Here is a 20073-nt window from a genome sequence, read left to right as displayed (position 1 = left end):
GCTGGAAGCCTGACTCACAACGGCGCTTTCAAGTTTTTCGCGAGCAAGCTCGCTCCTACAGGGTTGTGCGGAAGTCATGGCTGACTCTATTTCGTTGAAAAAACTGGTCACGCGCCTGCTGACCGTGGTGGTGGCGATGTTTGTGTTCGGGTTTGCACTGGTGCCGATCTACGACGTGATGTGCAAGGCGTTCGGCATCAACGGCAAGACCGCCGGGCAGTACGAGGGCGAGCAAACGGTCGACACCTCGCGGCAGGTGCGCGTGCAGTTTCTGTCGACCAACACCGCCGATATGCCCTGGGACTTCTATCCCAAGGGCGAGGAACTGGTGGCCCATCCGGGGGCAGTGAACGAAATGATCTTCATCGCCCACAACCCCACCGATAAGCCGATGAGCGCCCAAGCGGTGCCGAGCATTGCGCCGAGCACCGCGGCGGCGTACTTCCACAAGACCGAATGCTTCTGCTTTACCCAGCAAGTGCTGCAGCCCGGTCAACGGATCGAGATGCCGGTACGTTTCATCGTTGACCGTGACATGCCCAAGGAAGTGAAGCACCTGACGCTGTCTTACACGCTGTTCGATATCACCGCCCGACATCCTCCGGTAGCTGTAAACACTGGCGGCTGAGCGTGCCCGATAAGGAGAACAATAAATGGCAACTCATGAACATTATTACGTTCCCGCCCAGAGCAAATGGCCGATCATCGCCACGCTCGGCATGGTCACCACCGTGTACGGCCTGGCCACCTGGTTCAATGATCTGAAAGCGGCGCGCCCGGAATCCCACGGGCCACTGATCTTTTTCGTCGGTGGCCTGTTGGTGGCTTACATGCTGTTCGGCTGGTTCGGCACGGTGATCAAGGAAAGTCGCAGTGGTTTGTACAGCGCGCAAATGGATCGCTCGTTCCGCTGGGGCATGAGCTGGTTCATTTTCTCGGAGGTGATGTTCTTCATCGCCTTTTTCGGCGCGCTGTTTTATGTGCGTCACATCTCCGGGCCGGCGCTCGGCGGTGAGGGCGCCAAAGGCATCGCGCACATGCTGTGGCCGAACTTCGAATTCGTCTGGCCGTTGCTGAACAACCCCGACTCGAAATTGTTTCCGCCGCCCAAGGAAGTCATCAGCCCCTGGGGCCTGCCGCTGCTCAATACCGTGTTACTGGTGAGCTCCAGCGTAACCGTGACCATCGCCCACCACGCCTTGAAAAAGGGCCATCGCGGCGCACTGAAACTCTGGCTGGCGCTTACCGTACTGTTGGGCTGTGGGTTCCTCACCTTCCAGGCCGAAGAGTACATTCACGCCTATCACGAACTGGGTCTGACCTTGGGCTCGGGCATCTACGGCGCGACATTCTTCATGCTCACCGGGTTCCACGGCGCCCACGTGACCATCGGCACCATCATCCTGTTCGTGATGCTGATGCGGATCATGCGCGGGCACTTCGACAGCGAGCATCAGTTCGGCTTCGAAGCGGCGAGCTGGTACTGGCACTTCGTGGATGTGGTGTGGATCGGGCTGTTCGTTTTCGTCTATGTGCTTTAAAGCAGCTTGCAGGAGCAAGCTCGCTCCTACAGCTACCAAGGGGCATGCGATACCAACTGGCCGCTGAAAAAACCCCAGGCGATCAGACCGAGGGTAAGGGCGGCCAGCGTCACTCGCACACTCAAGGCAATGACGAGGCGGTTTGAGCGGCTGTCGTCCTTGACCAGAAAAAACAGGCCGCTGAACAGGCTGACAACCGTGGCAATCAGCATCAGGACGATGGCTGCTTTGAGCATGGTGAGACTCCGGGGGGAGAAGCGATGCATTTGAGTATAGCTATCGCGATGACCAACTTTCTGGCGACGCCATGAAGCGCTTTCGGCCAGGTATCGTGCCAACGCTGGTGGTGGCGTTGTTGCTGCCGCTGCTGGTGTCTTTGGGGTTCTGGCAATTGAGCCGGGGCGCGGAGAAAAGCGCGCTGCTGCAAACCTACGCCGAGCGCCGTGTCGCCGAGCCGATGGCCAGCACCGAACTGCAACACACGACAGACCCGGCCTTCCGTCGGGTTCACCTGTACGGCCGGTTCGATGCCGAACACAGCCTGCTGCTGGACAACAGTCAACGCAACGGCAGGGTTGGTGTCGAGCTGTTGCAACCGTTTCACGATCAGGCCACCGGACTTTGGCTGCTGGTCAATCGTGGCTGGCTGCCGTGGCCGGAGCGTCGCACACCACCCCAATTCAAGACACCCACCGAAGCGGTCAGCCTCGACGCGTGGGTCTACGTCTCCCCCGGTGCGACGTTCCAATTGCACGCAGATCCCACAACGTTGACATGGCCGAAGCTGATTACGGCCGTTGAGCCAACCAGGCTCTGGACTGCGCTGAACCGCGAAGGCTTTGCCTTTGAGCTACGCGCCGAAACCGGCCCCGCCACTTATCAGGCCGACTGGCCGGTGGTGGCGATGGGGCCGGAAAAACACATTGCTTATGCCGTGCAGTGGTTCGCCATGACGATCGCCCTGTTCGGCCTTTATCTCTATCTCGGCTGGCACAACGCAAAGGAGAAACACCATGGGAGCGGCCATGAATCCACCCAGCATGTCTGAGGCGAAACCGTCGGTGAACCGGCGCAAGGGCCGCATGCAACTGCTGCTGATCCTGCTCGGGGTGATCGGTCCGATGATCCTTGCCACCGGCATGTACAAGCTGAATTTCTGGGTGCCCGAGGGCCGCAGTTATCACGGCGAACTGATCGGTAACGGCCAGACCCGTGCCGACATCGGCGTGCAGGCTCAGGAGGATCGCTGGCAGATACTGGTAACGGCGCCCAAGGCTTGTGCGGTGGACTGCCAGCAACTGGTGTATCTGGCGCGGCAGGTCCAGATCGGCCTCGGCCGCGATGCGTCCCGCGCCAGCCATGCATTGGCTGCCGCGCAGACGCTGAACAGCGATTACGAGACTAAACTTCAACGCGAGTACCCGCAGTTGCAACGCTATTCACTGGACTTGCCGACCTACACCAAAGGTGCTCAGAGCAATGACGCGCCGCACCTGTGGATCATCGACCCTCACGGCAACCTGGTGCTGCGCTATGACCCGTCGGTGAAGGGTAAGGACCTGCTCAACGACCTGCGTCACCTGCTGAAACTGTCGAACATCGGATAAGGGCATCGTCATGGCCAAACCTGGATTTCGCCTCGCGCTGTTTGCCACCTTGCTGGCACTGATTGTGGTGTTGCTCGGCGCCTACACCCGCCTGACCCACGCCGGCCTCGGCTGCCCGGACTGGCCCGGCTGCTACGGCTTCATCAGCGTGCCGAAAAGCGAAGCCCAGCTGGCCCATGCCGAATTGCATTTCCCGGACGCTCCGGTCGAGGCCCACAAGGGCTGGAACGAGATGATCCACCGCTACTCCGCCGGCACGCTGGGGATATTGATCACGGTGTTGGCCGGTCGCGCGTGGTTACATCGCCGTCATCCGGGACAACCGGTGAAGTTGCCGTTGTTTTTGTTGGCTGTGGTTTTTGGCCAGGCTGCGTTCGGCATGTGGACAGTAACGCTCAGGCTCTGGCCGCAGGTGGTTACCGGGCATTTGCTTGGCGGTTTCGCGACCTTGAGCCTGTTGTTTCTGCTGACCTTGCGCCTGTCCGGCGTACTGCCGGCGCTGACCGTGCCGCGACGCCTGCAGCACTGGGCGACGGCCGGACTGCTGCTGGTGATCGGGCAAATCGCCCTCGGAGGCTGGGTCAGTTCCAATTACGCCGCCGTGGCCTGTATCGACTTTCCTACTTGCCACGGCCAATGGCTGCCGCCTGCCGACTTCGCCAATGGCTTTCACCTGACCCAACACATCGGTCCGAACTATCTCGGCGGGCAACTGGACAGCGATGCCCGTACGGCCATTCACCTGACCCATCGCATCGGTGCGTTGCTGGTCACCCTGGTGTTGCTCGGTCTGGCCTGGCAATTGAAAGTTGTCGGCATGACGCGCCTGGCAGGCCTGGTGCTGATCGCCCTTGGCGCACAAATCACACTGGGCATCAGCAACGTGCTGTTCCATCTGCCGCTGCCAGTGGCCGTCGCGCATAACGCGGGCGGCGCGGCGCTGTTGCTGACCATGGTGCTGGTCAATTACCACGCCCGAACCAGTCTGGTCCGGGTCAAGCAGCCAACGCGCTGGCACTTCAGCCCGCGTAAACACTCAGCCGGGCCCATAACAATAAAAGGAGAGATGCCATGGCGATTCTGATCGGCGAACGTCCCAGTCAGGCGATCTGGCGTGACTACCTGGAGCTGACCAAACCCAAAGTCGTGGTGCTGATGCTCATCACTTCGCTGGTGGGGATGTTCCTCGCGACCCGTGCCGGTGTGCCGTGGACGGTGCTGATTTTCGGCAACCTGGGCATCGCTTTGTGTGCCGGTGGCGCGGCGGCGGTCAATCATGTGGTGGACCGGCGCATCGACGCAGTCATGGCGCGCACCCACAAACGGCCGATCGCCGAAGGTCGGGTGTCACCAAGCGCCGCGCTGACGTTCGCGTTCGTATTGGCGGCCCTCGGGCAAGCCATGTTGCTGACGTTCACCAACCCGCTGACCGCGTGGCTGACCCTCGCCTCGTTGCTCGGCTACGCGGTGATCTACACCGGATTTCTCAAGCGCGCGACCCCGCAGAACATTGTCATCGGTGGTCTGGCCGGTGCTGCGCCGCCGTTGCTCGGCTGGACCGCCGCCACCGGTCACGTCAGCGCCGAACCGCTGCTGCTGGTGCTGATCATCTTCGCCTGGACCCCGCCGCACTTCTGGGCACTGGCGATCCATCGCAAGGAGGAATACGCCAAGGCCGACATACCGATGCTGCCGGTCACCCATGGCGTGCACTACACCAAGATTCATATCCTGCTGTATACCTTCGCATTGCTCGCTGTCAGCCTGATGCCTTACGTGATCCACATGAGCGGTATGCTGTACCTGGTGTGTGCGCTCGGGCTGGGTGCGCGATTTCTGCAATGGGCCGTGGTGCTGTACCGTGGCACTCGGCCGCACGCGGCGATCAACACGTTCAAGTACTCTATTTACTACTTGTTCCTGCTGTTTATCGCCCTGCTCGTAGACCACTACTTACTGTTGAACCTATGACTCGAACCCAGAAAACCGTCTTCATTCTCGTTGCCCTGGTCGCACTGATCCTGGGCCTGACCGTCAACAAGGTGCTATCCGGGAAGAATCAAGGCGATCCGACAGCGCTGATCGACGCCGGAATCATCTTGCTGCCGCAGAGCCGTAATCTGCCGGACGTGACGATGACCAATCAGGACGGCCAGCCGGTCGCGATCAATGAATTGAAAGGCAAGTGGAGCCTGCTGTTCTTCGGCTACACCTTCTGCCCGGACATCTGCCCGACCACCCTCGCCCAACTGCGACAGATCAAGAGCGAGTTGCCGCCAGAAGCGGTGGATAAACTGCAAATCGTGCTGGTCAGCATCGACCCCAATCGCGATACGCCCAAGCAGCTCAAGCAGTACCTGGGTTACTTTGACCCGCAGTTCATCGGCCTGACCCCGGCGTCGACCGAAGAGCTGCAAAAAATCGCCAACGCGGTGAGCATTCCATACATTCCGGCGGACACCAGCAAGCCGAACTACACCGTCGACCACAGCGGCAACCTCGCGGTGATCGGACCGGACGGCACCCAGCGCGGCTTCATCCGCGCGCCGTTGAATAATGCGAAGTTGGTGGCACAGTTGCCGGTGATGCTCAAACGCAATTAAGCACCGCAATCCCTCTGTAGGAGCGAGCTTGCTCGCGATGGAGTGTCAGTCGACATCACAGTGGCTGACACACCTTCGCGAGCAAGCTCGCTCCTACAAGGGGCTGTGTTTCGGGCACAAAAAAGGGGCGCATTCGATGCGCCCCTTTTTCGTTGCAGCCGTTCGGTCAGAACGCTGGCACTACCGCGCCTTTGTACTTCTCGAGAATGAAGGCCTTCACTTCCGGGCTGTGCAGGGCAGCCACCAGTTTCTTCATCGCTTCGCTGTCCTTGTCGTCCGGACGGGCCACCAGGATGTTCACGTACGGCGAGTCGCTGCCTTCGATGAACAGCGCGTCCTTGGACGGATCGAGCTTGGCTTCCAGCGCGTAGTTGGTGTTGATCAGCGCCAGGTCGACCTGGGTCAGCACGCGCGGGATGGTCGCGGCTTCCAGTTCGCGGATTTTCAGGTCCTTGGTGTTCTCGGTGATGTCCTTGACGGTCGACAGGATGTTGTTCGAATCCTTCAACTTGATCAGGCCGGCCTTGGCCATCAGCAACAGCGCACGGCCGCCGTTGGTGGCATCGTTCGGGATCACCACGTTGGCACCGCCAGGCAGTTCGGCAATGGTCTTGTACTTGCTGGAGTAAGCGCCCAGGGGCTCCAGGTGCACACCGGCCACGGAAACCAGGTGGGTGCCCTTGGCCTTGTTGAACTCATCCAGGTACGGCTGGTGCTGGAAGAAGTTGGCATCCAGGCGTTTTTCCGCGACCTGCACGTTCGGCTGGATGTAGTCGGTGAATACCTTGACCTTCAGGTCCACGCCTTCTTTGGCCAGGGCCGGCTTCACGAATTCGAGGATCTCGGCGTGTGGTACCGGGGTGGCCGCGACGGTCAGGGATTGCGCATGGGCAGAGAACGCGGCAACGGCCGCGAAGGCCACGAGTAGTTTTTTCATTCAGCTAACTCCTTGTGCGGCACCGGTTTCCAGCGCCTGCCAGCGAATGGCCGGCTCATGTCTTATTTACGGGAGAAATGCACAACCAGTTTGTCGCCAACGGTTTGCAGTACCTGGACCAGTATCAGCAGCAACACCACCGTCACGACCATCACATCGGTCTGGAAACGCTGGTAACCGAAGCGGATCGCCAGGTCCCCCAGACCACCGGCGCCCACGACACCAGCCATTGCCGTGTAGGACACCAGTGTAATGGCGGTCACAGTAATCGCTGCGAAGATGCCTGGACGGGCCTCAGGCAGCAACGCGTTGGTAATGATCTGCCGCGTGGTCGCGCCCATGGCCTGGGTCGCCTCGATGATGCCGCGATCCACTTCACGCAGGGCGGTTTCCACCAGACGGGCGAAGAACGGCGTGGCACCCACCACCAGCGGCGGGATCGCACCCGCGACACCGAGGGATGTGCCAGTGATCAACACGGTGAACGGAATCATCACGATCAACAGGATGATGAACGGCAACGAACGCAGAACGTTCACCACCAGCGACAACATCGCGTAGACGCCTTTGGCTTCCAGCAACTGGCGCGGGCTGCACAGAAACAGCAGCACACCCAACGGCAAGCCGAGCAGGACAGTGAACAACAGCGAACCGCCGAGCATCAGCAGGGTGTCGCAGGTGGCCAGCCAGATTTCGAACCAGTCGATATTGACGAAGAAACTTGTCAGGGCTTCCATTAGCGCAGCACCTCCATGTGGACGTCGGCTGCGGTGAAGCGGGCGAAGGCCGCTTCCATGTCACCACCGGTCACGGCCAGGGTCAGTTGCCCGTAAGGGATGTCTTTGATGCGGTCGATACGACCGGCCAGGATGCTGTAGTCGACACCGGTTTCCCGGGCGACAGTGCCCAGCAGAGGCGCGTAGGTCGCTTCGCCCTGGAAGGTCAGACGCAGGATGCGCCCCGGCACGTGAGCGAAGTCGTCACGCTGTTCGCTTTCGTCGATCTGCTCGTCTTCCTGCACGAAGCGCTTGGTGGTCGGGTGCTTCGGATGCAGGAACACCTCGGCCACCGAGCCTTGCTCGACGATCACGCCAGCGTCCATCACGGCTACCTGGTCGCAGACCCGGCGGATCACGTCCATCTCGTGGGTGATCAACACGATGGTCAGTTTCAGCTCGCGATTGATCTCGGCCAGCAACTGCAACACCGATGCGGTGGTTTGCGGGTCAAGGGCGCTGGTGGCTTCATCGCACAGCAGGATTTTTGGCTTGGTCGCCAGGGCGCGGGCAATGCCGACACGCTGCTTTTGTCCGCCGGACAATTGCGCCGGGTACTTTTTCGCGTGGTCGGACAAACCGACCCGCGCCAGCAACTCGGCCACGCGCGAGTCGATCTCGCTGCGCGACAGCTCGCCGGCCAGGGTCAGTGGCAGCGCGACGTTGTCGGCGACAGTCTTGGAGGCCAGCAGGTTGAAGTGCTGGAAAATCATCCCGACCTGCTGACGGAAGCGGCGCAGGCCATTGGCGTCGAGCGCGGTGACTTCTTCACCGTCGACGGTGATCTTGCCGCCACTGGCGTTTTCCAGGCGATTGATCAGACGCAGCAGGGTACTTTTTCCTGCACCGGAATGACCGATCAAGCCGAAAACCTGCCCGTTCTCAATCGTCAGACTGGTCGGATGCAGAGCGGGGATTTCCTTACCGGCGACGCGGTAGGTTTTATGGACGTTTTGAAACTCGATCACGTAGCGAACCTTGTGGGGCGCGTTAGAAAAGGATCAGCGGTTAGCCGGGCGCGCATTTTAGCCTGTCCGTATAGAGGTTCTTAGCATTTATTTCGCATTTGTCCTGTCATTTGGAAATAACGCGATCAAAGGTCAGAAAAAAGGAACAGCTGAAGAGGCTCACTCCAGCGATTGGTCGGTATCGGGTTTGGGAGGGGGAGGCAAAGGCCAAGGCGATTTCGGCCTGAGCATTTTTATTGCCAGACAGGACGCCTTCGCGGGCAAGCCCGCTCCTACAATGTCTGGAACCCTGTAGGAGCGGGCTTGCCCGTGAAGCTTTTCAGGGTTTGCGAGGGCTAAGAACCATCTGCGCCGGAACACTGCGCAAAATCTGCCGCTCAAGCTTCAGATCAAACTCAGGATCGAGCTTGTTCACCCGTTTGGTCAGCAAATTAGCCAGCCAAGGGTAATCATTGGTGCGCGGTGCCTGAATGCTCACGTCGCACTGAAAGTTCACCACATCGGCAGCGATGGCATCCAGTTGGCGACGCAGTTTGCCCATATCGTTGATATTCAGCTCGACCGTGGTGCTTTCAGCCGTTAGATCGATGACCTTCGCCTTTGGCTTGGCTTCGGCAGCCTTGAGGGCGGCCTCGGCTTTTTCCAACTCGGCCTTGCGCGCCTGGGCAATCGAGCCGTTGACTCCGCCGGTCAGTGCCGGAGCCTTGGGCATCAATGCGCGGGCACGACTAAGGGCGGTCGCGGCAGCATCTACATCACCCTTTTGCAGCACGATCTGGCTGCGGCGCAGATAGGCTTCGGCCAGTTGCCGCTGGTATTGCTCAAGGGAAGCATCGTTGGGCGATTCGGCCTGCAGGGCTGTCAATTGGTCTTCGGCGGTGGCCAGTTCATCGCTGGCGATGTTTTGTTCCAGCTGTACGATGGCCGTGGCCCGCGCATCAGCGGCCTCGGTGGCCGCCGGTGGCGTGCTTTGGCAGGCGCCCAGCAGCAAAGAAAATGCGACAAGGAGCAGATAACGGGAGGCGAACGACTTCATTCCTGCGACTCTCTATTTGCGCAAAAAACGAGCAAGTCTACACCCCTCGACGGGGCAGAACAAAACTCAGCAGAAACAGCATGGCGGCCGTCACCACAATCGACGGGCCGGCCGGGGTGTCCTTGAACCAGGACAGCGCCAGCCCGCCACACACGGCGAGTATGCCCAGCAGGCTCGCGCCCAGTGCCATCTGCTCCGGCGAGCGGGCGTGACGTTGTGCCGCAGCCGCCGGGATGATCAGCAACGAAGTGATCAACAACACGCCGACGATTTTCATCGCCACGGCAATCACTACTGCGATCAACAGCATTAACGCCAGGCGCAATCCCGCCACCGGCAGGCCTTCGACCCTGGCCAGTTCTTCATGCACCGTGATCGCCAGCAATGGGCGCCACAACGTAACCAGCAAGACCAGTACCGCAGCACTACCGCCAAGAATCCAGGCCAGATCGGTTGGACTGATCGCCAGCAGGTCGCCGAACAGATAGGCCATCAGGTCAATCCGCACTTCGTGCATGAAGCTTAGTACCACCAGGCCCAGCGAGAGCGTGCTGGGTGCGAGAATCCCCAAAAGTGTGTCGGATGCCAGCGGCTGGCGTTGTTGCAAGGTCACCAGCAACACTGCCAACAGCAAGCAGCCGACGGTGACGGCTACGGTCGGGCTGACATCCAGCAGGAAGCCCAGGGCCACACCGAGCAGTGCCGCGTGGGACAGGGTGTCGCCAAAATAGGCCATGCGCCGCCAGACCACGAAAGACCCCAGCGGGCCTGCAACGACGGCCAGGGCCAGGCCTGCAAGCAGGGCGTAGAGCAGAAAATCAGCCATGCTTGCAGCTATCTCCGTGAACATGGGGTTGGCCCGACGCGGGCGCCTTCACCACCGAGCCATGCAGGTCGTGGGCGTGGTCGTGATGGTGGTGATAAATCGCCAGGCTTTGTGCGTTTTTTCCGAACAGCTCGACGAAAGCCGGATCGCCGCTGACCTGCTCGGGATGGCCGGAGCAGCACACGTGACGATTGAGGCAAACCACCTGGTCCGTGGTGCTCATCACCAAATGCAAATCGTGGGAGACCATCAGCACGCCGCAACCGTGACGGTCGCGCAGGCGGGTGATCAGGCTGTACAACTCAGCCTGGCCGGCCACATCGACACCCTGCACCGGTTCGTCGAGCACCAGCAGTTCCGGCTCGCGCAACAAGGCCCGGGCCAGCAACACGCGCTGCATTTCGCCACCGGAAACGCTTTGCACCGGGCTGTCGATCACCTGTTCGGCACCGACCTCCTTGAGTGCCGCCAAGGCCATCGCACGGTCCACGCCCGGCACCAGGCGCAAGAAGCGCAGGACCGATAGCGGGAGGGTTGGATCGACGTGAAGTTTTTGCGGCATGTAACCGACCCGCAGTTTCGGCTTGCGCCATACGCTGCCGCTGTCCGGTTTCAACAGGCCGAGCACGGCACGCACCAGTGTGGTCTTGCCGGCGCCGTTGGGGCCGATCAGGGTAACGATCTGTCCCGGTTCGACGCTCAGCTCGATGTTGTCCAGCACCGGTTGCCCGGCGAACGTGACGGCAACCTGCTCAAGGCGAATCAGCGCGTTGCTCATCAAGCCCCCTGGCAACCCGAGCAGAGACCGATCACTTCAACGGTCTGGCCTTCGACGATAAACCCGACATCCCTGGCGCTGGCGATGATCGCGTCGCTGATGGATTTTTGTTCGAGCTCGATGGCGGCGTGGCACCCACGGCAGATCAGGAACTGACCCTGGTGAGCATGTTCCGGGTGATTGCAGCCGATGAAGGCGTTGAGCGAGGAGATTCGATGGACCAGGCCGTTTTCCAGCAGGAAATCCAGCGCGCGGTACACCGTCGGTGGCGCGGCGCGGCGACCGTCCTGCTCGCTGAGGACCGCGAGAATGTCGTAGGCCCCCAGGGGTTTGTGGCTTTGCCACACCAGTTCCAGCACCCGCCGGCGCAATGCGGTCAGGCGCAGGCCTTGACGTGCGCACAGGGCATCGGCCTCGGACAAAGCGCTGTGAACGCAATGTGAGTGGTCGTGGGGGCGGCTGGCAATCGGTGTTTTTAGCATGAGCGGCGACGAGTTTTGTGAGAGACGTTATTATGTTACCCGTTCTCGCCTCTTCGAGTGGTCATCGTGTTCCGACTTTTTTCTATCTTTGTCGCATTTGTCGCAAGTTTTCTGCTGATCGGTTCGGCGCAGGCCGAGGTCAAGGTCCTTACCAGCATCAAGCCTCTGCAATTGATCGCCGCGGCGGTACAGGACGGTGTGGCGATTCCCGAGGTTTTGCTGCCACCTGGTGCATCGCCGCATAACTATGCGTTGCGCCCTTCCGACGTGCGCAAGGTGCAATCGGTGGACCTGCTGTACTGGATTGGCCCGGACATGGAAGGTTTCCTGCCACGCGTGCTGAAGGGTCGTACGCTGCCGAGCGTCGCCGTGCAGGATTTGTCAGGCATGAAACTGCGCCGCTTCGCCGAAGATAGCCACTCCCACGCCGAAGAAGCTGACGAACACGACCACGATCACCGCCCGGGCAGCCTGGATGCGCACCTGTGGCTGTCGCCGGTCAACGCCCGAGTCATCGCTACGAAAATGGCGGCCGACCTGAGTGCCGCCGATCCTGACAATGCCGCGCGGTATCAGAGCAACCTGAAGGCCTTCGATGAGCGCCTCGATGCGTTGGACGCGCGGCTGAAGAAACGCCTGGCCGATGTTCAGGGCAAGCCCTACTTCGTTTTCCACGAAGCCTTCGACTACTTCGAAGACGCCTACGGTCTCAAGCACGTGGGTGTGTTCAGCGTCGCGGCCGAAGTGCAACCCGGTGCCCAGCATGTCGCGGCGATGCGCGCGCGTTTGCAGGAAGTCGGCAAGACTTGCGTGTTCAGCGAACCGCCGTTGCGCCCGCGTCTGGCGGAAACGTTGGTGGCGGGTTTGCCAGTGAAACTGGCTGAGCTGGATGCGTTGGGCGGGTACACGCCGGCGACTGCTCAGGGGTATGAGCAGGTGCTGGAGAAGCTGGGGAATGATTTGGCAGGGTGTCTGGAGTCGTTGTAATTCGAAAAAAGGTGGCGCCCCCATTCGCGAGCAGGCTCGCTCCCACAAGGATCACCGTGTACCTGTGGGAGCGAGCCTGCTCGCGAAGCTTTTAAAGGGCGAAAGGCAGAGGCGTATTGACCGTCTGCCGCTGCGCCAGGCGCAACTGGAACTCCATCGGATCGTGAATCAACACATCCTGCCCGGCGAACGACTCCGCGGCGATCAAGCGTGACAACCAGAACCGTACGCAAGCCACCCGCAGCATGGTCGGCCACAACTCGGCTTCGGCAGCGGTGAACGGTCGCAAGGCTGCGTAAGCGCCCAGCAAGGCCCGCGCTCGCGGTCCATCGATCACGCCATCGTCGTCCGAGCACCAGTCGTTCAAGGCAATCGCCACGTCGTAGAGCATCGGCCCGGAGCAGGCGTTGTAGAAATCGATCAGCCCGGTCAGGTGCGTGCCTTCGAACATCGCGTTGTCGCGGAACAGGTCGGCGTGAATGTTCGCCCGCGGCAATGCCAGGATTTTTTCTTTCTGCCGGGTGATTTCTTCCAGCGCCCGTTGCAGCAAGTCTTTCTGCTCGGCACCGAGGTGCGAGAGGAACTGCGTGCCCTCTTCCAGCATCCAGTCCAGGCCGCGATCGGTTTTGCGCTTGATCATATTGGCCTGGGTCGCCAGGTGCAGATGGCCGAGCAACTCACCGACCTGTGCGCAATGTTGCGCGTTGGCTTGCTTGATATGCTTGCCGGCCAGGCGTGGTTGCAGCAGCGCAGGTTTGCCCGCCAGTTCGCGCAAGGCCACGCCGTCTGTGGTACGCAGGGCGTAAGGTACCGGCAGGTCGGCGCCGTGCAGCACGTCGAGCAGTTCGATGAAGAACGGCATTTCCTGAACCGGACCGCGCTCGACCAGGGTCAGTACAAATTCGCCCTGCTCCAGGCTGATAAAGAAATTGGTGTTTTCGCTACCGGCGGCAATCCCCTGGAAATCAAGCAGGCGGCCGAGGCCATAAGGGGCGAGAAAAGCTTCCAGCTCGGGCCGAGCCAGGGGGGTGAACACAGACATGTTTAAGCTGCCAGTACGGGCGCCGCTGTTGAGCCAGCGCCGATTAAAGTTAGGGACGACTTACCACTTAAAAATTTCCCACGCCGGAATAAGCATATCCGGGTAGTCGGAGCGGATGAAGTTTCCTTCCGAGCCGTCCGCGCGCACCAGGAAATACGGCTTGCCGCCTTTGGGCGTGACTTTGATCGCATACAGGAAGCCGTTTTGGCGATATTCCTGAATGAGCTTGTCCCCTTCCGTACGAATGGTGACATCCGGTTCCGGCGTTGGCGCATCGTCCGCCGCCATGACGGCCAATGGTGCGATTGCAAACAATCCAGCCAGCAACAGGCGATTTAGTGTGCGCATGATAACCTTGTCCCTTTGTCGTCAACGGTCCCGCTATTCTAGCGCCGGACCCGCCGAAAAGGTTGATCCTGCTCATGAGCCAAGCCCCCCTCGTCCTGGTGGACGGTTCTTCTTACCTGTACCGCGCCTTTCACGCGCTGCCGCCGCTGACCACCTCCAAAGGCCTGCCGACCGGCGCGGTCAAGGGCGTGTTGAACATGCTCAAGAGCCTGCGCAAGCAGTATCCGGACAGTCCGTTTGCCGTGGTGTTCGACGCCAAGGGTGGGACTTTTCGCGATGACATGTACGCCGAATACAAGGCCAACCGTCCGAGCATGCCTGACGACATGCGCGTGCAGATCGAGCCGCTGCACCAGAGCGTGATCGCCCTGGGCTTCCCGCTGCTGTGCGTCGAAGGCGTCGAGGCCGATGACGTGATCGGCACCCTGGCCCGCAGTAGCGCGGCGGCGGATCGTCCGGTGATCATCTCCACCGGTGACAAGGATATGGCGCAATTGGTCGACGGTCACATTACCTTGGTCAACACCATGACCGGTAGCAGCATGGATGTGGAGGGCGTGAAGGAGAAATTCGGCGTCGCTCCCGAGCAGATCATCGATTATCTGGCGCTCATGGGCGATTCGTCCGACAACATTCCGGGCGTTCCGGGCATCGGTCCCAAGACCGCGTCTGGCCTGCTGGTGGGTGTGAACGGCGGCCTGACCGAACTCTATGCGCAACTCGATATCGTGCCGACCCTGCCGATTCGTGGCGCCAAGACCTTGCCGGCCAAGCTTGAAGAGCACAAGGAAATGGCTTTCCTTTCCTATCAGTTGGCGACCATCAAGATCGACGTGCCGCTGGACGTTGGGCTCGACGACTTGCAAATGGGTCCTGAAGATCCGGCGAAACTCTACGAGTTGTACACCCTGCTGGAGTTCAAGAGCTGGCTGAACGACCTTGATCGCGACGCCAAACGCCTGGAACTGAGCGCTGCCGCCGAGCCAGCACCGGCCGCCGATCTGTTCAGCGAACCAGAGGCCGAAGCACCGGCCGCCGTTGCTGAAGCCGCCTATGAAACCATCCTCGATCAAACGCGTTTCGATGCCTGGCTGGAAAAACTGAAAAACGCCAAACTGTTTGCCTTCGACACCGAAACCACCGGCATCGATGCGCAGCAGGCACGACTGGTGGGCCTGTCATTCGCGGTTCAGGCCAACGAAGCGGCCTACATCCCGTTGACCCATTCCTACATCGGCGTGCCGCAACAGCTGGACCGCGACACGGTCCTGCGTGCGCTCAAGCCGATTCTGGAGGACCCGAACAAACTCAAGGTCGGCCAGCACGCCAAGTTCGACATGAACATCCTGGCCAACTGCGCCATCGGCGGCGATCAGGACAACGGCATTACCGTGCGCGGCATCGCCTTCGACACCATGCTCGAGTCCTACGTGCTCAACTCCACGGCCACGCGCCATGACATGGACAGCCTGGCGCAGAAGTACCTGGACCACACCACGGTGAGTTTCCAGGACATCGCCGGCAAAGGCGTGAAACAGCTGACGTTCGATCAGATCGCCCTGGAGCAGGCCGGGCCTTACGCCGCCGAAGATGCGGATATCACCTTGCGTCTGCACCAGACTCTCTTCGAAAAACTTTCGGCCATTCCAAGTCTGGTCGGCGTGCTGACCGACATCGAAATCCCGCTGGTGCCGGTGCTGGCACGCATTGAGCGCCAAGGCGCTTTCGTCGACGCTGCCCTGCTGGGTGTGCAAAGCATCGAACTGGGCAACAAGATGGTGGCGCTGGAGCGTGAAGCCTTCGAGATTGCCGGCGAAGAGTTCAACCTCGGTTCGCCCAAGCAACTGGGCGTGATCCTTTACGAAAAGCTTGGCTTGCCGGTATTGAAGAAAACCGCCAAGGGCCAGCCATCCACCGCCGAAGAAGTGTTGGCTAAACTGGCCGAAGACGACTATCGATTGCCCAAAGTGCTCATGGAATACCGCTCCATGAGCAAGCTGAAAAGCACTTACACAGACCGTCTGCCGGAGCAGATCAACCCGCGTACCGGGCGGATCCATACCTCGTACCACCAGGCGGTGGCGTCTACCGGGCGGCTGTCCTCCAGCGATCCGAACCTGCAGAACATTCCAGTGCGCACCGCCGAAGGGCGTCGCATTCGCCAGGCCTTCGTGGCCCCGTCAGGTTACAAGCTGCTGGCGGCGGACTATTCGCAGATCGAACTGCGGATCATGGCGCACCTGTCCCGGGACGAAGGGCTGATGAACGCCTTCCGCCACAATCTGGACGTGCACACCGCGACCGCCGCCGAAGTGTTCAAGGTCGAACTGGCGGACGTGACCTCCGATCAGCGCCGTAGCGCCAAGGCGATCAACTTCGGACTGATCTATGGCATGGGGGCGCAGAAGCTCGGCAAGGACATCGGCGTCGACACCAAGACCGCCAAGGCCTACATCGATACCTACTTCACCCGATATCCCGGCGTTCGCCAGTACATGGAACGCACCCGTGCGCAGGCGGCAGAACAAGGTTACGTGGAGACACTCTTCGGACGTCGCCTGTACCTGCCGGACATCAACTCCAACAAGCCGCAAGAGCGCGCCGCCGCGGAACGCACGGCGATCAACGCACCGATGCAAGGCACCGCTGCGGACATCATCAAGAAAGCCATGGTTGCAGTGGATAACTGGCTGACCGCGTCTGGCCTCGACGCCAAAGTCATTTTGCAGGTGCACGATGAACTGGTGCTTGAGGTGCGTGAAGACCTGGTCGACCAGGTTCGCGATGAAATTCGCGTACACATGAGCGAGGCCGCGAAACTGGATGTCCCGTTGCTGGTCGAAGTGGGTGTCGGAAATAACTGGGATGAGGCTCACTGAGCCTTCTTGTAGGAGCGAGCTTGCTCGCGATGGAGTGTCAGACACATCGATTTCGACTGAAATTCCATCGTCGGAACGCCGCCCGGAGCAAGCTCGCTCCTACAGAAAATTGTCGTGTTCTGCTGCGGCATAGTGCCGCGGCGGAAGGGCGCAACTCGCTTAGTCCGGAAGGCGCTTAGAGTTATTTCAAAGCTATTTGAAAAAAATCTGAACTAATCTTGTGAGCCACCACTCAGAGTTACTGAATGGCTGGTGAAGCCCTTCGATGCTCCTATGTTGTGTTAAGTGTTGGCAGATATCTGGACCCCGCCCTAGCGGTCTAGAGCTTGAACCCCGGAACTTCTCCCTCCCCATATGAAGTCCGGGGTTTTTTTTGCGTGCGCCAGGGCAAAAGCAACCATATCCCCACCGCTATCGCGATCTTTTGATCTTGCTTTTGCGATCTGGAGATTGTTGATCAAGATCAAAAAGATCGTCCGAACGCGGCCCGAACCTTCGGCAGCCCCTACAGATATTTCGTTATATGTGTTCCCCCGGAATTCCGTGAAGAACTTTTTTTGCCTCGAGAAAACTGCCTGCGTGCGCCGCAGGCAGTTTTCTCGGCACTTACTGAGCTTCTACCTCGGCACCCTTGTCCGCCAGCTCCATCCATCCAGCCAGTACGGTGTAGGCATCTTCCAGGCCCATGCGTTTTGGGGCCGAAAACAGCTGGATTGTCACCAGATCGCCCCAGCCCTTGCGGATTTCCGCCTGTACCTTGAGCAGCGTGTTCTTGGCCGCGCCATAGGTCAGCTTGTCCGCTTTGGTCAGCAGAATGTGCATCGGCATGCCGGCAGCCACGGCCCAGTCGAGCATCAGCAGGTCGAAATCGGTCATCGGATGGCGGATGTCCATCATCAGGATCAGACCTTTCAAACTCTCGCGACCACCCAGATATGCCTCCAGGTGACGCTGCCAGTGTTGCTTGAGCGGGATCGGTACTTTTGCATAACCGTAGCCCGGCAGGTCGACCAGACGGCGTTCATCGTCTAGCTTGAAGAAATTCAACAGTTGCGTGCGCCCCGGGGTTTTCGAGGTGCGCGCCAGGCTGGCGTGGGTCAGGGTGTTCAAGGCACTCGACTTGCCGGCGTTGGAACGCCCGGCGAAGGCGACTTCGAAGCCCTCGTCATCCGGACATTGGTCGACTTTGGCGGCGCTGAGCATGAAGGTGGACTGTTGGCACAGACCGAGGATGGGATTCTTGAGTTGCATGGGATTTCCGATGTGGGCGGCGCCAGGAATGGGTGCGGCAAGCAGTGTCGCTTCCGTTTCAGTGACGCCAGTATATAATGCCGCAGATTTTGTGTGCGCTTTGTCCCAGCGTAGGATGAAGTTCACGAGAGCGACAGACCTTGATTGCGCACTAGAACGCAGCACGCTCTCAACCCTGAAAAGGTCGTTTTATGACGAAATGGCTGCTAGCTGCCGGTGTCTTGATGCCGCTTTACAGCGCTCAGGCTACACAGGATCCGCAAGCTGTGTACAACCGTGTTTGTGGTGCCTGTCATTCCGGCCAACTCCCCATGGCGCCGAAAAAAGGCGATCAGGAAGCCTGGACGCCGAGGTTGGCGAAAGGTATGGAGACGCTGGTGCAACACGTGACCCAGGGTTTCAAGGCGATGCCGCCGCGTGGTTTGTGCATGGACTGCAGTGCCGAGGATTACCAAACCATCATCCTTTGGATGAGCGAGTAAGCCCGGTCCATAACTCTTAACCCTTAGCCGTAGTTGGATTAGCTGATGAAGAAATTGATCGTGAGTCTGCTGTTGACCGTGGGCATCTCCGGCATGGCCCATGCTGCAGGTGAGGCAGTACAACCGGGTGATGCAAAAGCCGGCCAGGCCAAAGCCGCCGTCTGTGGCGCCTGCCACGGCCCGGATGGCAACAGCATGGCGCCAAACTTTCCAAAACTGGCGGGTCAGGGTGAACGCTACCTGACCAAGCAATTGCACGACATCAAGTCGGGCAAGCGCACCGTTCTGGAAATGACCGGTCTGCTGACCAACCTGAGCGATCAGGACCTGGCGGACATTGCCGCCTACTTCGCCAGCCAGAAAGGCAGCGTCGGCGCCGCCGATCCGAAAGTCGTCACTCGCGGTGAAGCCCTGTTCCGTGGCGGTGACCTGGCCAAGGGGATGCCAGCCTGCACCGGGTGCCATTCGCCAAATGGCGCAGGTAACGCGGCTGCCGGTTTCCCGCACCTCGGCGGCCAGCACGCTCAATACATCGCCAAGCAACTGACCGACTTCCGCAAGGAAGAAGGCGGCCGCAACAACGACGGCGATGCCAAAACCATGCAGACCATTGCCAAGAAGCTGAGCGACGAAGACATCGCCGCGGTGTCCAGCTACATTCAAGGCCTGCACTAAGGCCGACGGATCGGGCGTTGAACGGGGTGCTTATCGCCTGCAACGTTAACGCTCGATTAATCCGTGACAGCAAGTATAGAAAGGGTGGCCTTGGCCGCCCTTTTTTGTGGCCGCTGCCGTTACACTACAGAACTCAAGCCCGCCAGGATCTGTCTGAAAACAGTCGCGCGAGGCGATAAAATTTGTCCAGGAGTAAAGCATGCGTAATCTGATCATCAGCGCCGTTTTTGCCGCTGCCAGCCTGTTCGGCATGACCGCCCAGGCTGCTGAAGCCCCCGCCGCACCTTATGTGGAACTGAGCAATCCGGTTCCGGTCGCTGTGCCTGGCAAGATCGAAGTGGTAGAGCTGTTCTGGTACGGCTGCCCGCATTGCTACGCCTTCGAGCCAGTGATCAATCCCTGGGTCGAGAAACTGCCGACGGACGTGAATTTCGTACGCATTCCAGCGATGTTCGGTGGCCCGTGGGATGCCCACGGTCAGATGTTCCTGACCCTTGAAGCCATGGGTGTCGAGCACAACGTTCATGCCGCGGTGTTCAATGCGATTCAGAAAGAACACAAGAAACTGACCGACAAGGATGACATGGCCGACTTCCTCGCTACCCAAGGCGTGGACAAGGACAAGTTCCTCGCGACCTTCGACTCTTTCGCTATCAAAGGTCAGATCGTCAAGGCGCGTGAACTGGCCAAGAAGTATGAAATCACCGGCGTTCCAACCATGATCGTCAACGGCAAGTACCGGTTTGACGTGGGTTCTGCCGGCGGTGCTGAACAGGCCCTGCAACTGGCCGACAAACTGATCGACAAAGAGCGGGCGGCTAACAAGGCTGCCGCCAACTGAGGGCAGTCACTGCC

Annotated in this window: 23 protein-coding genes; 12 read left to right on the top strand and 11 right to left on the bottom strand. The window is 59.9% G+C overall.

Going from position 1 to position 20073, the window contains the following annotated elements; genetic code table 11:
* Positions 1-76 precede the first annotated feature (76 nt).
* Together C8K63_RS22855 and C8K63_RS22850 are read left to right on the top strand one after the other, a co-directional pair.
* Entirely contained in the window at positions 77-628 is a 552-nt protein-coding gene (locus C8K63_RS22855; protein WP_108218751.1) for a cytochrome c oxidase assembly protein, read from the top strand.
* Between the two features lie 25 nt (positions 629-653).
* Complete coding sequence (locus C8K63_RS22850; RefSeq protein WP_108218750.1) at positions 654-1541, top strand: cytochrome c oxidase subunit 3; 888 nt, start codon at positions 654-656, stop codon at positions 1539-1541.
* A gap of 32 nt (positions 1542-1573) precedes the next feature.
* On the opposite strand, the gene C8K63_RS22845 is transcribed toward C8K63_RS22850, so the two are convergent.
* On the bottom strand, positions 1574-1777 hold the full coding sequence (locus C8K63_RS22845; RefSeq protein WP_108218749.1) for a twin transmembrane helix small protein: 204 nt from the start codon (positions 1775-1777) through the stop codon (positions 1574-1576).
* Between the two features lie 71 nt (positions 1778-1848).
* Here C8K63_RS22845 and C8K63_RS22840 point away from each other — a divergent pair, with 71 nt between their 5' ends.
* Genes C8K63_RS22840 through C8K63_RS22820 form a run of 5 tightly spaced genes read left to right on the top strand, consistent with a single transcriptional unit; the run spans position 1849 to position 5751 of the window.
* Entirely contained in the window at positions 1849-2589 is a 741-nt protein-coding gene (locus C8K63_RS22840) for an SURF1 family protein (RefSeq protein ID WP_108218748.1), read from the top strand.
* A complete protein-coding gene (locus C8K63_RS22835; RefSeq protein ID WP_108218747.1) occupies positions 2555-3148 on the top strand; it encodes a hypothetical protein in 594 nt (197 codons plus the stop codon). Before C8K63_RS22840 ends, C8K63_RS22835 begins: the two co-directional genes overlap by 35 nt.
* Before the next feature lie 10 nt (positions 3149-3158).
* Complete coding sequence (locus tag C8K63_RS22830) at positions 3159-4232, top strand: heme A synthase (RefSeq protein ID WP_108218746.1); 1074 nt, start codon at positions 3159-3161, stop codon at positions 4230-4232.
* On the top strand, positions 4220-5119 hold the full coding sequence (gene cyoE, locus C8K63_RS22825) for a heme o synthase (RefSeq protein ID WP_108218745.1): 900 nt from the start codon (positions 4220-4222) through the stop codon (positions 5117-5119). The genes C8K63_RS22830 and cyoE overlap by 13 nt, the downstream gene beginning before the upstream one ends.
* Entirely contained in the window at positions 5116-5751 is a 636-nt protein-coding gene (locus tag C8K63_RS22820; protein WP_108218744.1) for an SCO family protein, read from the top strand. Before cyoE ends, C8K63_RS22820 begins: the two co-directional genes overlap by 4 nt.
* Positions 5752-5917: 166 nt before the next feature.
* Here C8K63_RS22820 and C8K63_RS22815 read toward each other — a convergent pair whose 3' ends face one another.
* The 7 genes from C8K63_RS22815 to zur form a co-directional block, all read right to left on the bottom strand.
* The gene (locus C8K63_RS22815) at positions 5918-6688 is read right to left on the bottom strand and encodes a MetQ/NlpA family ABC transporter substrate-binding protein (RefSeq protein WP_108218743.1); all 771 of its coding nucleotides are present in this window, start codon (positions 6686-6688) and stop codon (positions 5918-5920) included.
* A gap of 62 nt (positions 6689-6750) precedes the next feature.
* Positions 6751-7425: a methionine ABC transporter permease gene (locus tag C8K63_RS22810; protein WP_108218742.1), complete on the bottom strand. Its 675-nt coding sequence runs from the start codon at positions 7423-7425 to the stop codon at positions 6751-6753.
* Positions 7425-8432 carry a methionine ABC transporter ATP-binding protein gene (locus C8K63_RS22805; RefSeq protein WP_007986164.1) on the bottom strand — a complete coding sequence of 336 codons (1008 nt, stop codon included), beginning with the start codon at positions 8430-8432 and terminating at the stop codon, positions 7425-7427. Before C8K63_RS22805 ends, C8K63_RS22810 begins: the two co-directional genes overlap by 1 nt.
* Positions 8433-8751: 319 nt before the next feature.
* Positions 8752-9468 carry a PA5502 family lipoprotein gene (locus C8K63_RS22800; RefSeq protein ID WP_108218741.1) on the bottom strand — a complete coding sequence of 239 codons (717 nt, stop codon included), beginning with the start codon at positions 9466-9468 and terminating at the stop codon, positions 8752-8754.
* 37 nt (positions 9469-9505) lie between these two features.
* Positions 9506-10294: a zinc ABC transporter permease subunit ZnuB gene (znuB, locus tag C8K63_RS22795; RefSeq protein ID WP_108218740.1), complete on the bottom strand. Its 789-nt coding sequence runs from the start codon at positions 10292-10294 to the stop codon at positions 9506-9508.
* Positions 10287-11072 carry a zinc ABC transporter ATP-binding protein ZnuC gene (gene znuC, locus C8K63_RS22790; protein ID WP_007989407.1) on the bottom strand — a complete coding sequence of 262 codons (786 nt, stop codon included), beginning with the start codon at positions 11070-11072 and terminating at the stop codon, positions 10287-10289. Before znuC ends, znuB begins: the two co-directional genes overlap by 8 nt.
* Positions 11072-11554 (bottom strand): zinc uptake transcriptional repressor Zur, encoded by a 483-nt coding sequence (gene zur, locus C8K63_RS22785; protein ID WP_108218739.1) that lies wholly within the window; start codon positions 11552-11554, stop codon positions 11072-11074. Before zur ends, znuC begins: the two co-directional genes overlap by 1 nt.
* Before the next feature lie 57 nt (positions 11555-11611).
* Between zur and znuA the strand changes: the two genes are divergently transcribed.
* Complete coding sequence (gene znuA / locus C8K63_RS22780) at positions 11612-12541, top strand: zinc ABC transporter substrate-binding protein ZnuA (RefSeq protein WP_108218738.1); 930 nt, start codon at positions 11612-11614, stop codon at positions 12539-12541.
* 91 nt (positions 12542-12632) lie between these two features.
* Here znuA and C8K63_RS22775 read toward each other — a convergent pair whose 3' ends face one another.
* Positions 12633-13583, bottom strand: coding sequence for a homoserine kinase (locus tag C8K63_RS22775; protein ID WP_007989412.1), 951 nt, complete (start codon positions 13581-13583; stop codon positions 12633-12635).
* A gap of 60 nt (positions 13584-13643) precedes the next feature.
* Complete coding sequence (locus C8K63_RS22770; RefSeq protein WP_104450417.1) at positions 13644-13931, bottom strand: DUF2782 domain-containing protein; 288 nt, start codon at positions 13929-13931, stop codon at positions 13644-13646.
* Between the two features lie 74 nt (positions 13932-14005).
* Here C8K63_RS22770 and polA point away from each other — a divergent pair, with 74 nt between their 5' ends.
* Complete coding sequence (gene polA / locus C8K63_RS22765) at positions 14006-16810, top strand: DNA polymerase I (RefSeq protein ID WP_108218737.1); 2805 nt, start codon at positions 14006-14008, stop codon at positions 16808-16810.
* 606 nt (positions 16811-17416) lie between these two features.
* Here polA and yihA read toward each other — a convergent pair.
* Positions 17417-18061 (bottom strand): ribosome biogenesis GTP-binding protein YihA/YsxC, encoded by a 645-nt coding sequence (gene yihA, locus C8K63_RS22760; protein WP_008002192.1) that lies wholly within the window; start codon positions 18059-18061, stop codon positions 17417-17419.
* Between the two features lie 191 nt (positions 18062-18252).
* Here yihA and C8K63_RS22755 point away from each other — a divergent pair, with 191 nt between their 5' ends.
* The 3 genes from C8K63_RS22755 to C8K63_RS22745 all read left to right on the top strand — a co-directional run bounded on the left by C8K63_RS22755 (position 18253) and on the right by C8K63_RS22745 (position 20059).
* Entirely contained in the window at positions 18253-18543 is a 291-nt protein-coding gene (locus C8K63_RS22755) for a cytochrome c5 family protein (protein WP_108218736.1), read from the top strand.
* A gap of 45 nt (positions 18544-18588) precedes the next feature.
* Positions 18589-19218, top strand: coding sequence for a cytochrome c (locus tag C8K63_RS22750; protein WP_108218735.1), 630 nt, complete (start codon positions 18589-18591; stop codon positions 19216-19218).
* A 199-nt stretch (positions 19219-19417) separates the two neighbouring features.
* Positions 19418-20059: a thiol:disulfide interchange protein DsbA/DsbL gene (locus tag C8K63_RS22745; RefSeq protein ID WP_108218734.1), complete on the top strand. Its 642-nt coding sequence runs from the start codon at positions 19418-19420 to the stop codon at positions 20057-20059.
* Positions 20060-20073: the final 14 nt, after the last annotated feature.

This window comes from Pseudomonas sp. GV085, assembly GCF_003050925.1.
Lineage (GTDB): Bacteria > Pseudomonadota > Gammaproteobacteria > Pseudomonadales > Pseudomonadaceae > Aquipseudomonas.
The sequence above is the reverse complement of the archived record's forward strand: the minus strand, read 5'-3'. Positions and strand labels throughout refer to the sequence as shown.

What these genes read in the sequence shown, in the direction of transcription:
- C8K63_RS22855 (WP_108218751.1), top strand. Translation starts at nt 77, where the DNA reads ATGGCTGACTCTATTTCGTTGAAAAAACTGGTCACGCGCCTGCTGACC.
- C8K63_RS22850 (WP_108218750.1), top strand. Translation starts at nt 654, where the DNA reads ATGGCAACTCATGAACATTATTACGTTCCCGCCCAGAGCAAATGGCCG.
- C8K63_RS22845 (WP_108218749.1), bottom strand. Translation starts at nt 1,777, where the DNA reads ATGCTCAAAGCAGCCATCGTCCTGATGCTGATTGCCACGGTTGTCAGC.
- C8K63_RS22840 (WP_108218748.1), top strand. Translation starts at nt 1,849, where the DNA reads ATGAAGCGCTTTCGGCCAGGTATCGTGCCAACGCTGGTGGTGGCGTTG.
- C8K63_RS22835 (WP_108218747.1), top strand. Translation starts at nt 2,555, where the DNA reads ATGGGAGCGGCCATGAATCCACCCAGCATGTCTGAGGCGAAACCGTCG.
- C8K63_RS22830 (WP_108218746.1), top strand. Translation starts at nt 3,159, where the DNA reads ATGGCCAAACCTGGATTTCGCCTCGCGCTGTTTGCCACCTTGCTGGCA.
- cyoE (WP_108218745.1), top strand. Translation starts at nt 4,220, where the DNA reads ATGGCGATTCTGATCGGCGAACGTCCCAGTCAGGCGATCTGGCGTGAC.
- C8K63_RS22820 (WP_108218744.1), top strand. Translation starts at nt 5,116, where the DNA reads ATGACTCGAACCCAGAAAACCGTCTTCATTCTCGTTGCCCTGGTCGCA.
- C8K63_RS22815 (WP_108218743.1), bottom strand. Translation starts at nt 6,688, where the DNA reads ATGAAAAAACTACTCGTGGCCTTCGCGGCCGTTGCCGCGTTCTCTGCC.
- C8K63_RS22810 (WP_108218742.1), bottom strand. Translation starts at nt 7,425, where the DNA reads ATGGAAGCCCTGACAAGTTTCTTCGTCAATATCGACTGGTTCGAAATC.
- C8K63_RS22800 (WP_108218741.1), bottom strand. Translation starts at nt 9,468, where the DNA reads ATGAAGTCGTTCGCCTCCCGTTATCTGCTCCTTGTCGCATTTTCTTTG.
- znuB (WP_108218740.1), bottom strand. Translation starts at nt 10,294, where the DNA reads ATGGCTGATTTTCTGCTCTACGCCCTGCTTGCAGGCCTGGCCCTGGCC.
- znuC (WP_007989407.1), bottom strand. Translation starts at nt 11,072, where the DNA reads ATGAGCAACGCGCTGATTCGCCTTGAGCAGGTTGCCGTCACGTTCGCC.
- zur (WP_108218739.1), bottom strand. Translation starts at nt 11,554, where the DNA reads ATGCTAAAAACACCGATTGCCAGCCGCCCCCACGACCACTCACATTGC.
- C8K63_RS22775 (WP_007989412.1), bottom strand. Translation starts at nt 13,583, where the DNA reads ATGTCTGTGTTCACCCCCCTGGCTCGGCCCGAGCTGGAAGCTTTTCTC.
- C8K63_RS22770 (WP_104450417.1), bottom strand. Translation starts at nt 13,931, where the DNA reads ATGCGCACACTAAATCGCCTGTTGCTGGCTGGATTGTTTGCAATCGCA.
- polA (WP_108218737.1), top strand. Translation starts at nt 14,006, where the DNA reads ATGAGCCAAGCCCCCCTCGTCCTGGTGGACGGTTCTTCTTACCTGTAC.
- yihA (WP_008002192.1), bottom strand. Translation starts at nt 18,061, where the DNA reads ATGCAACTCAAGAATCCCATCCTCGGTCTGTGCCAACAGTCCACCTTC.
- C8K63_RS22755 (WP_108218736.1), top strand. Translation starts at nt 18,253, where the DNA reads ATGACGAAATGGCTGCTAGCTGCCGGTGTCTTGATGCCGCTTTACAGC.
- C8K63_RS22750 (WP_108218735.1), top strand. Translation starts at nt 18,589, where the DNA reads ATGAAGAAATTGATCGTGAGTCTGCTGTTGACCGTGGGCATCTCCGGC.
- C8K63_RS22745 (WP_108218734.1), top strand. Translation starts at nt 19,418, where the DNA reads ATGCGTAATCTGATCATCAGCGCCGTTTTTGCCGCTGCCAGCCTGTTC.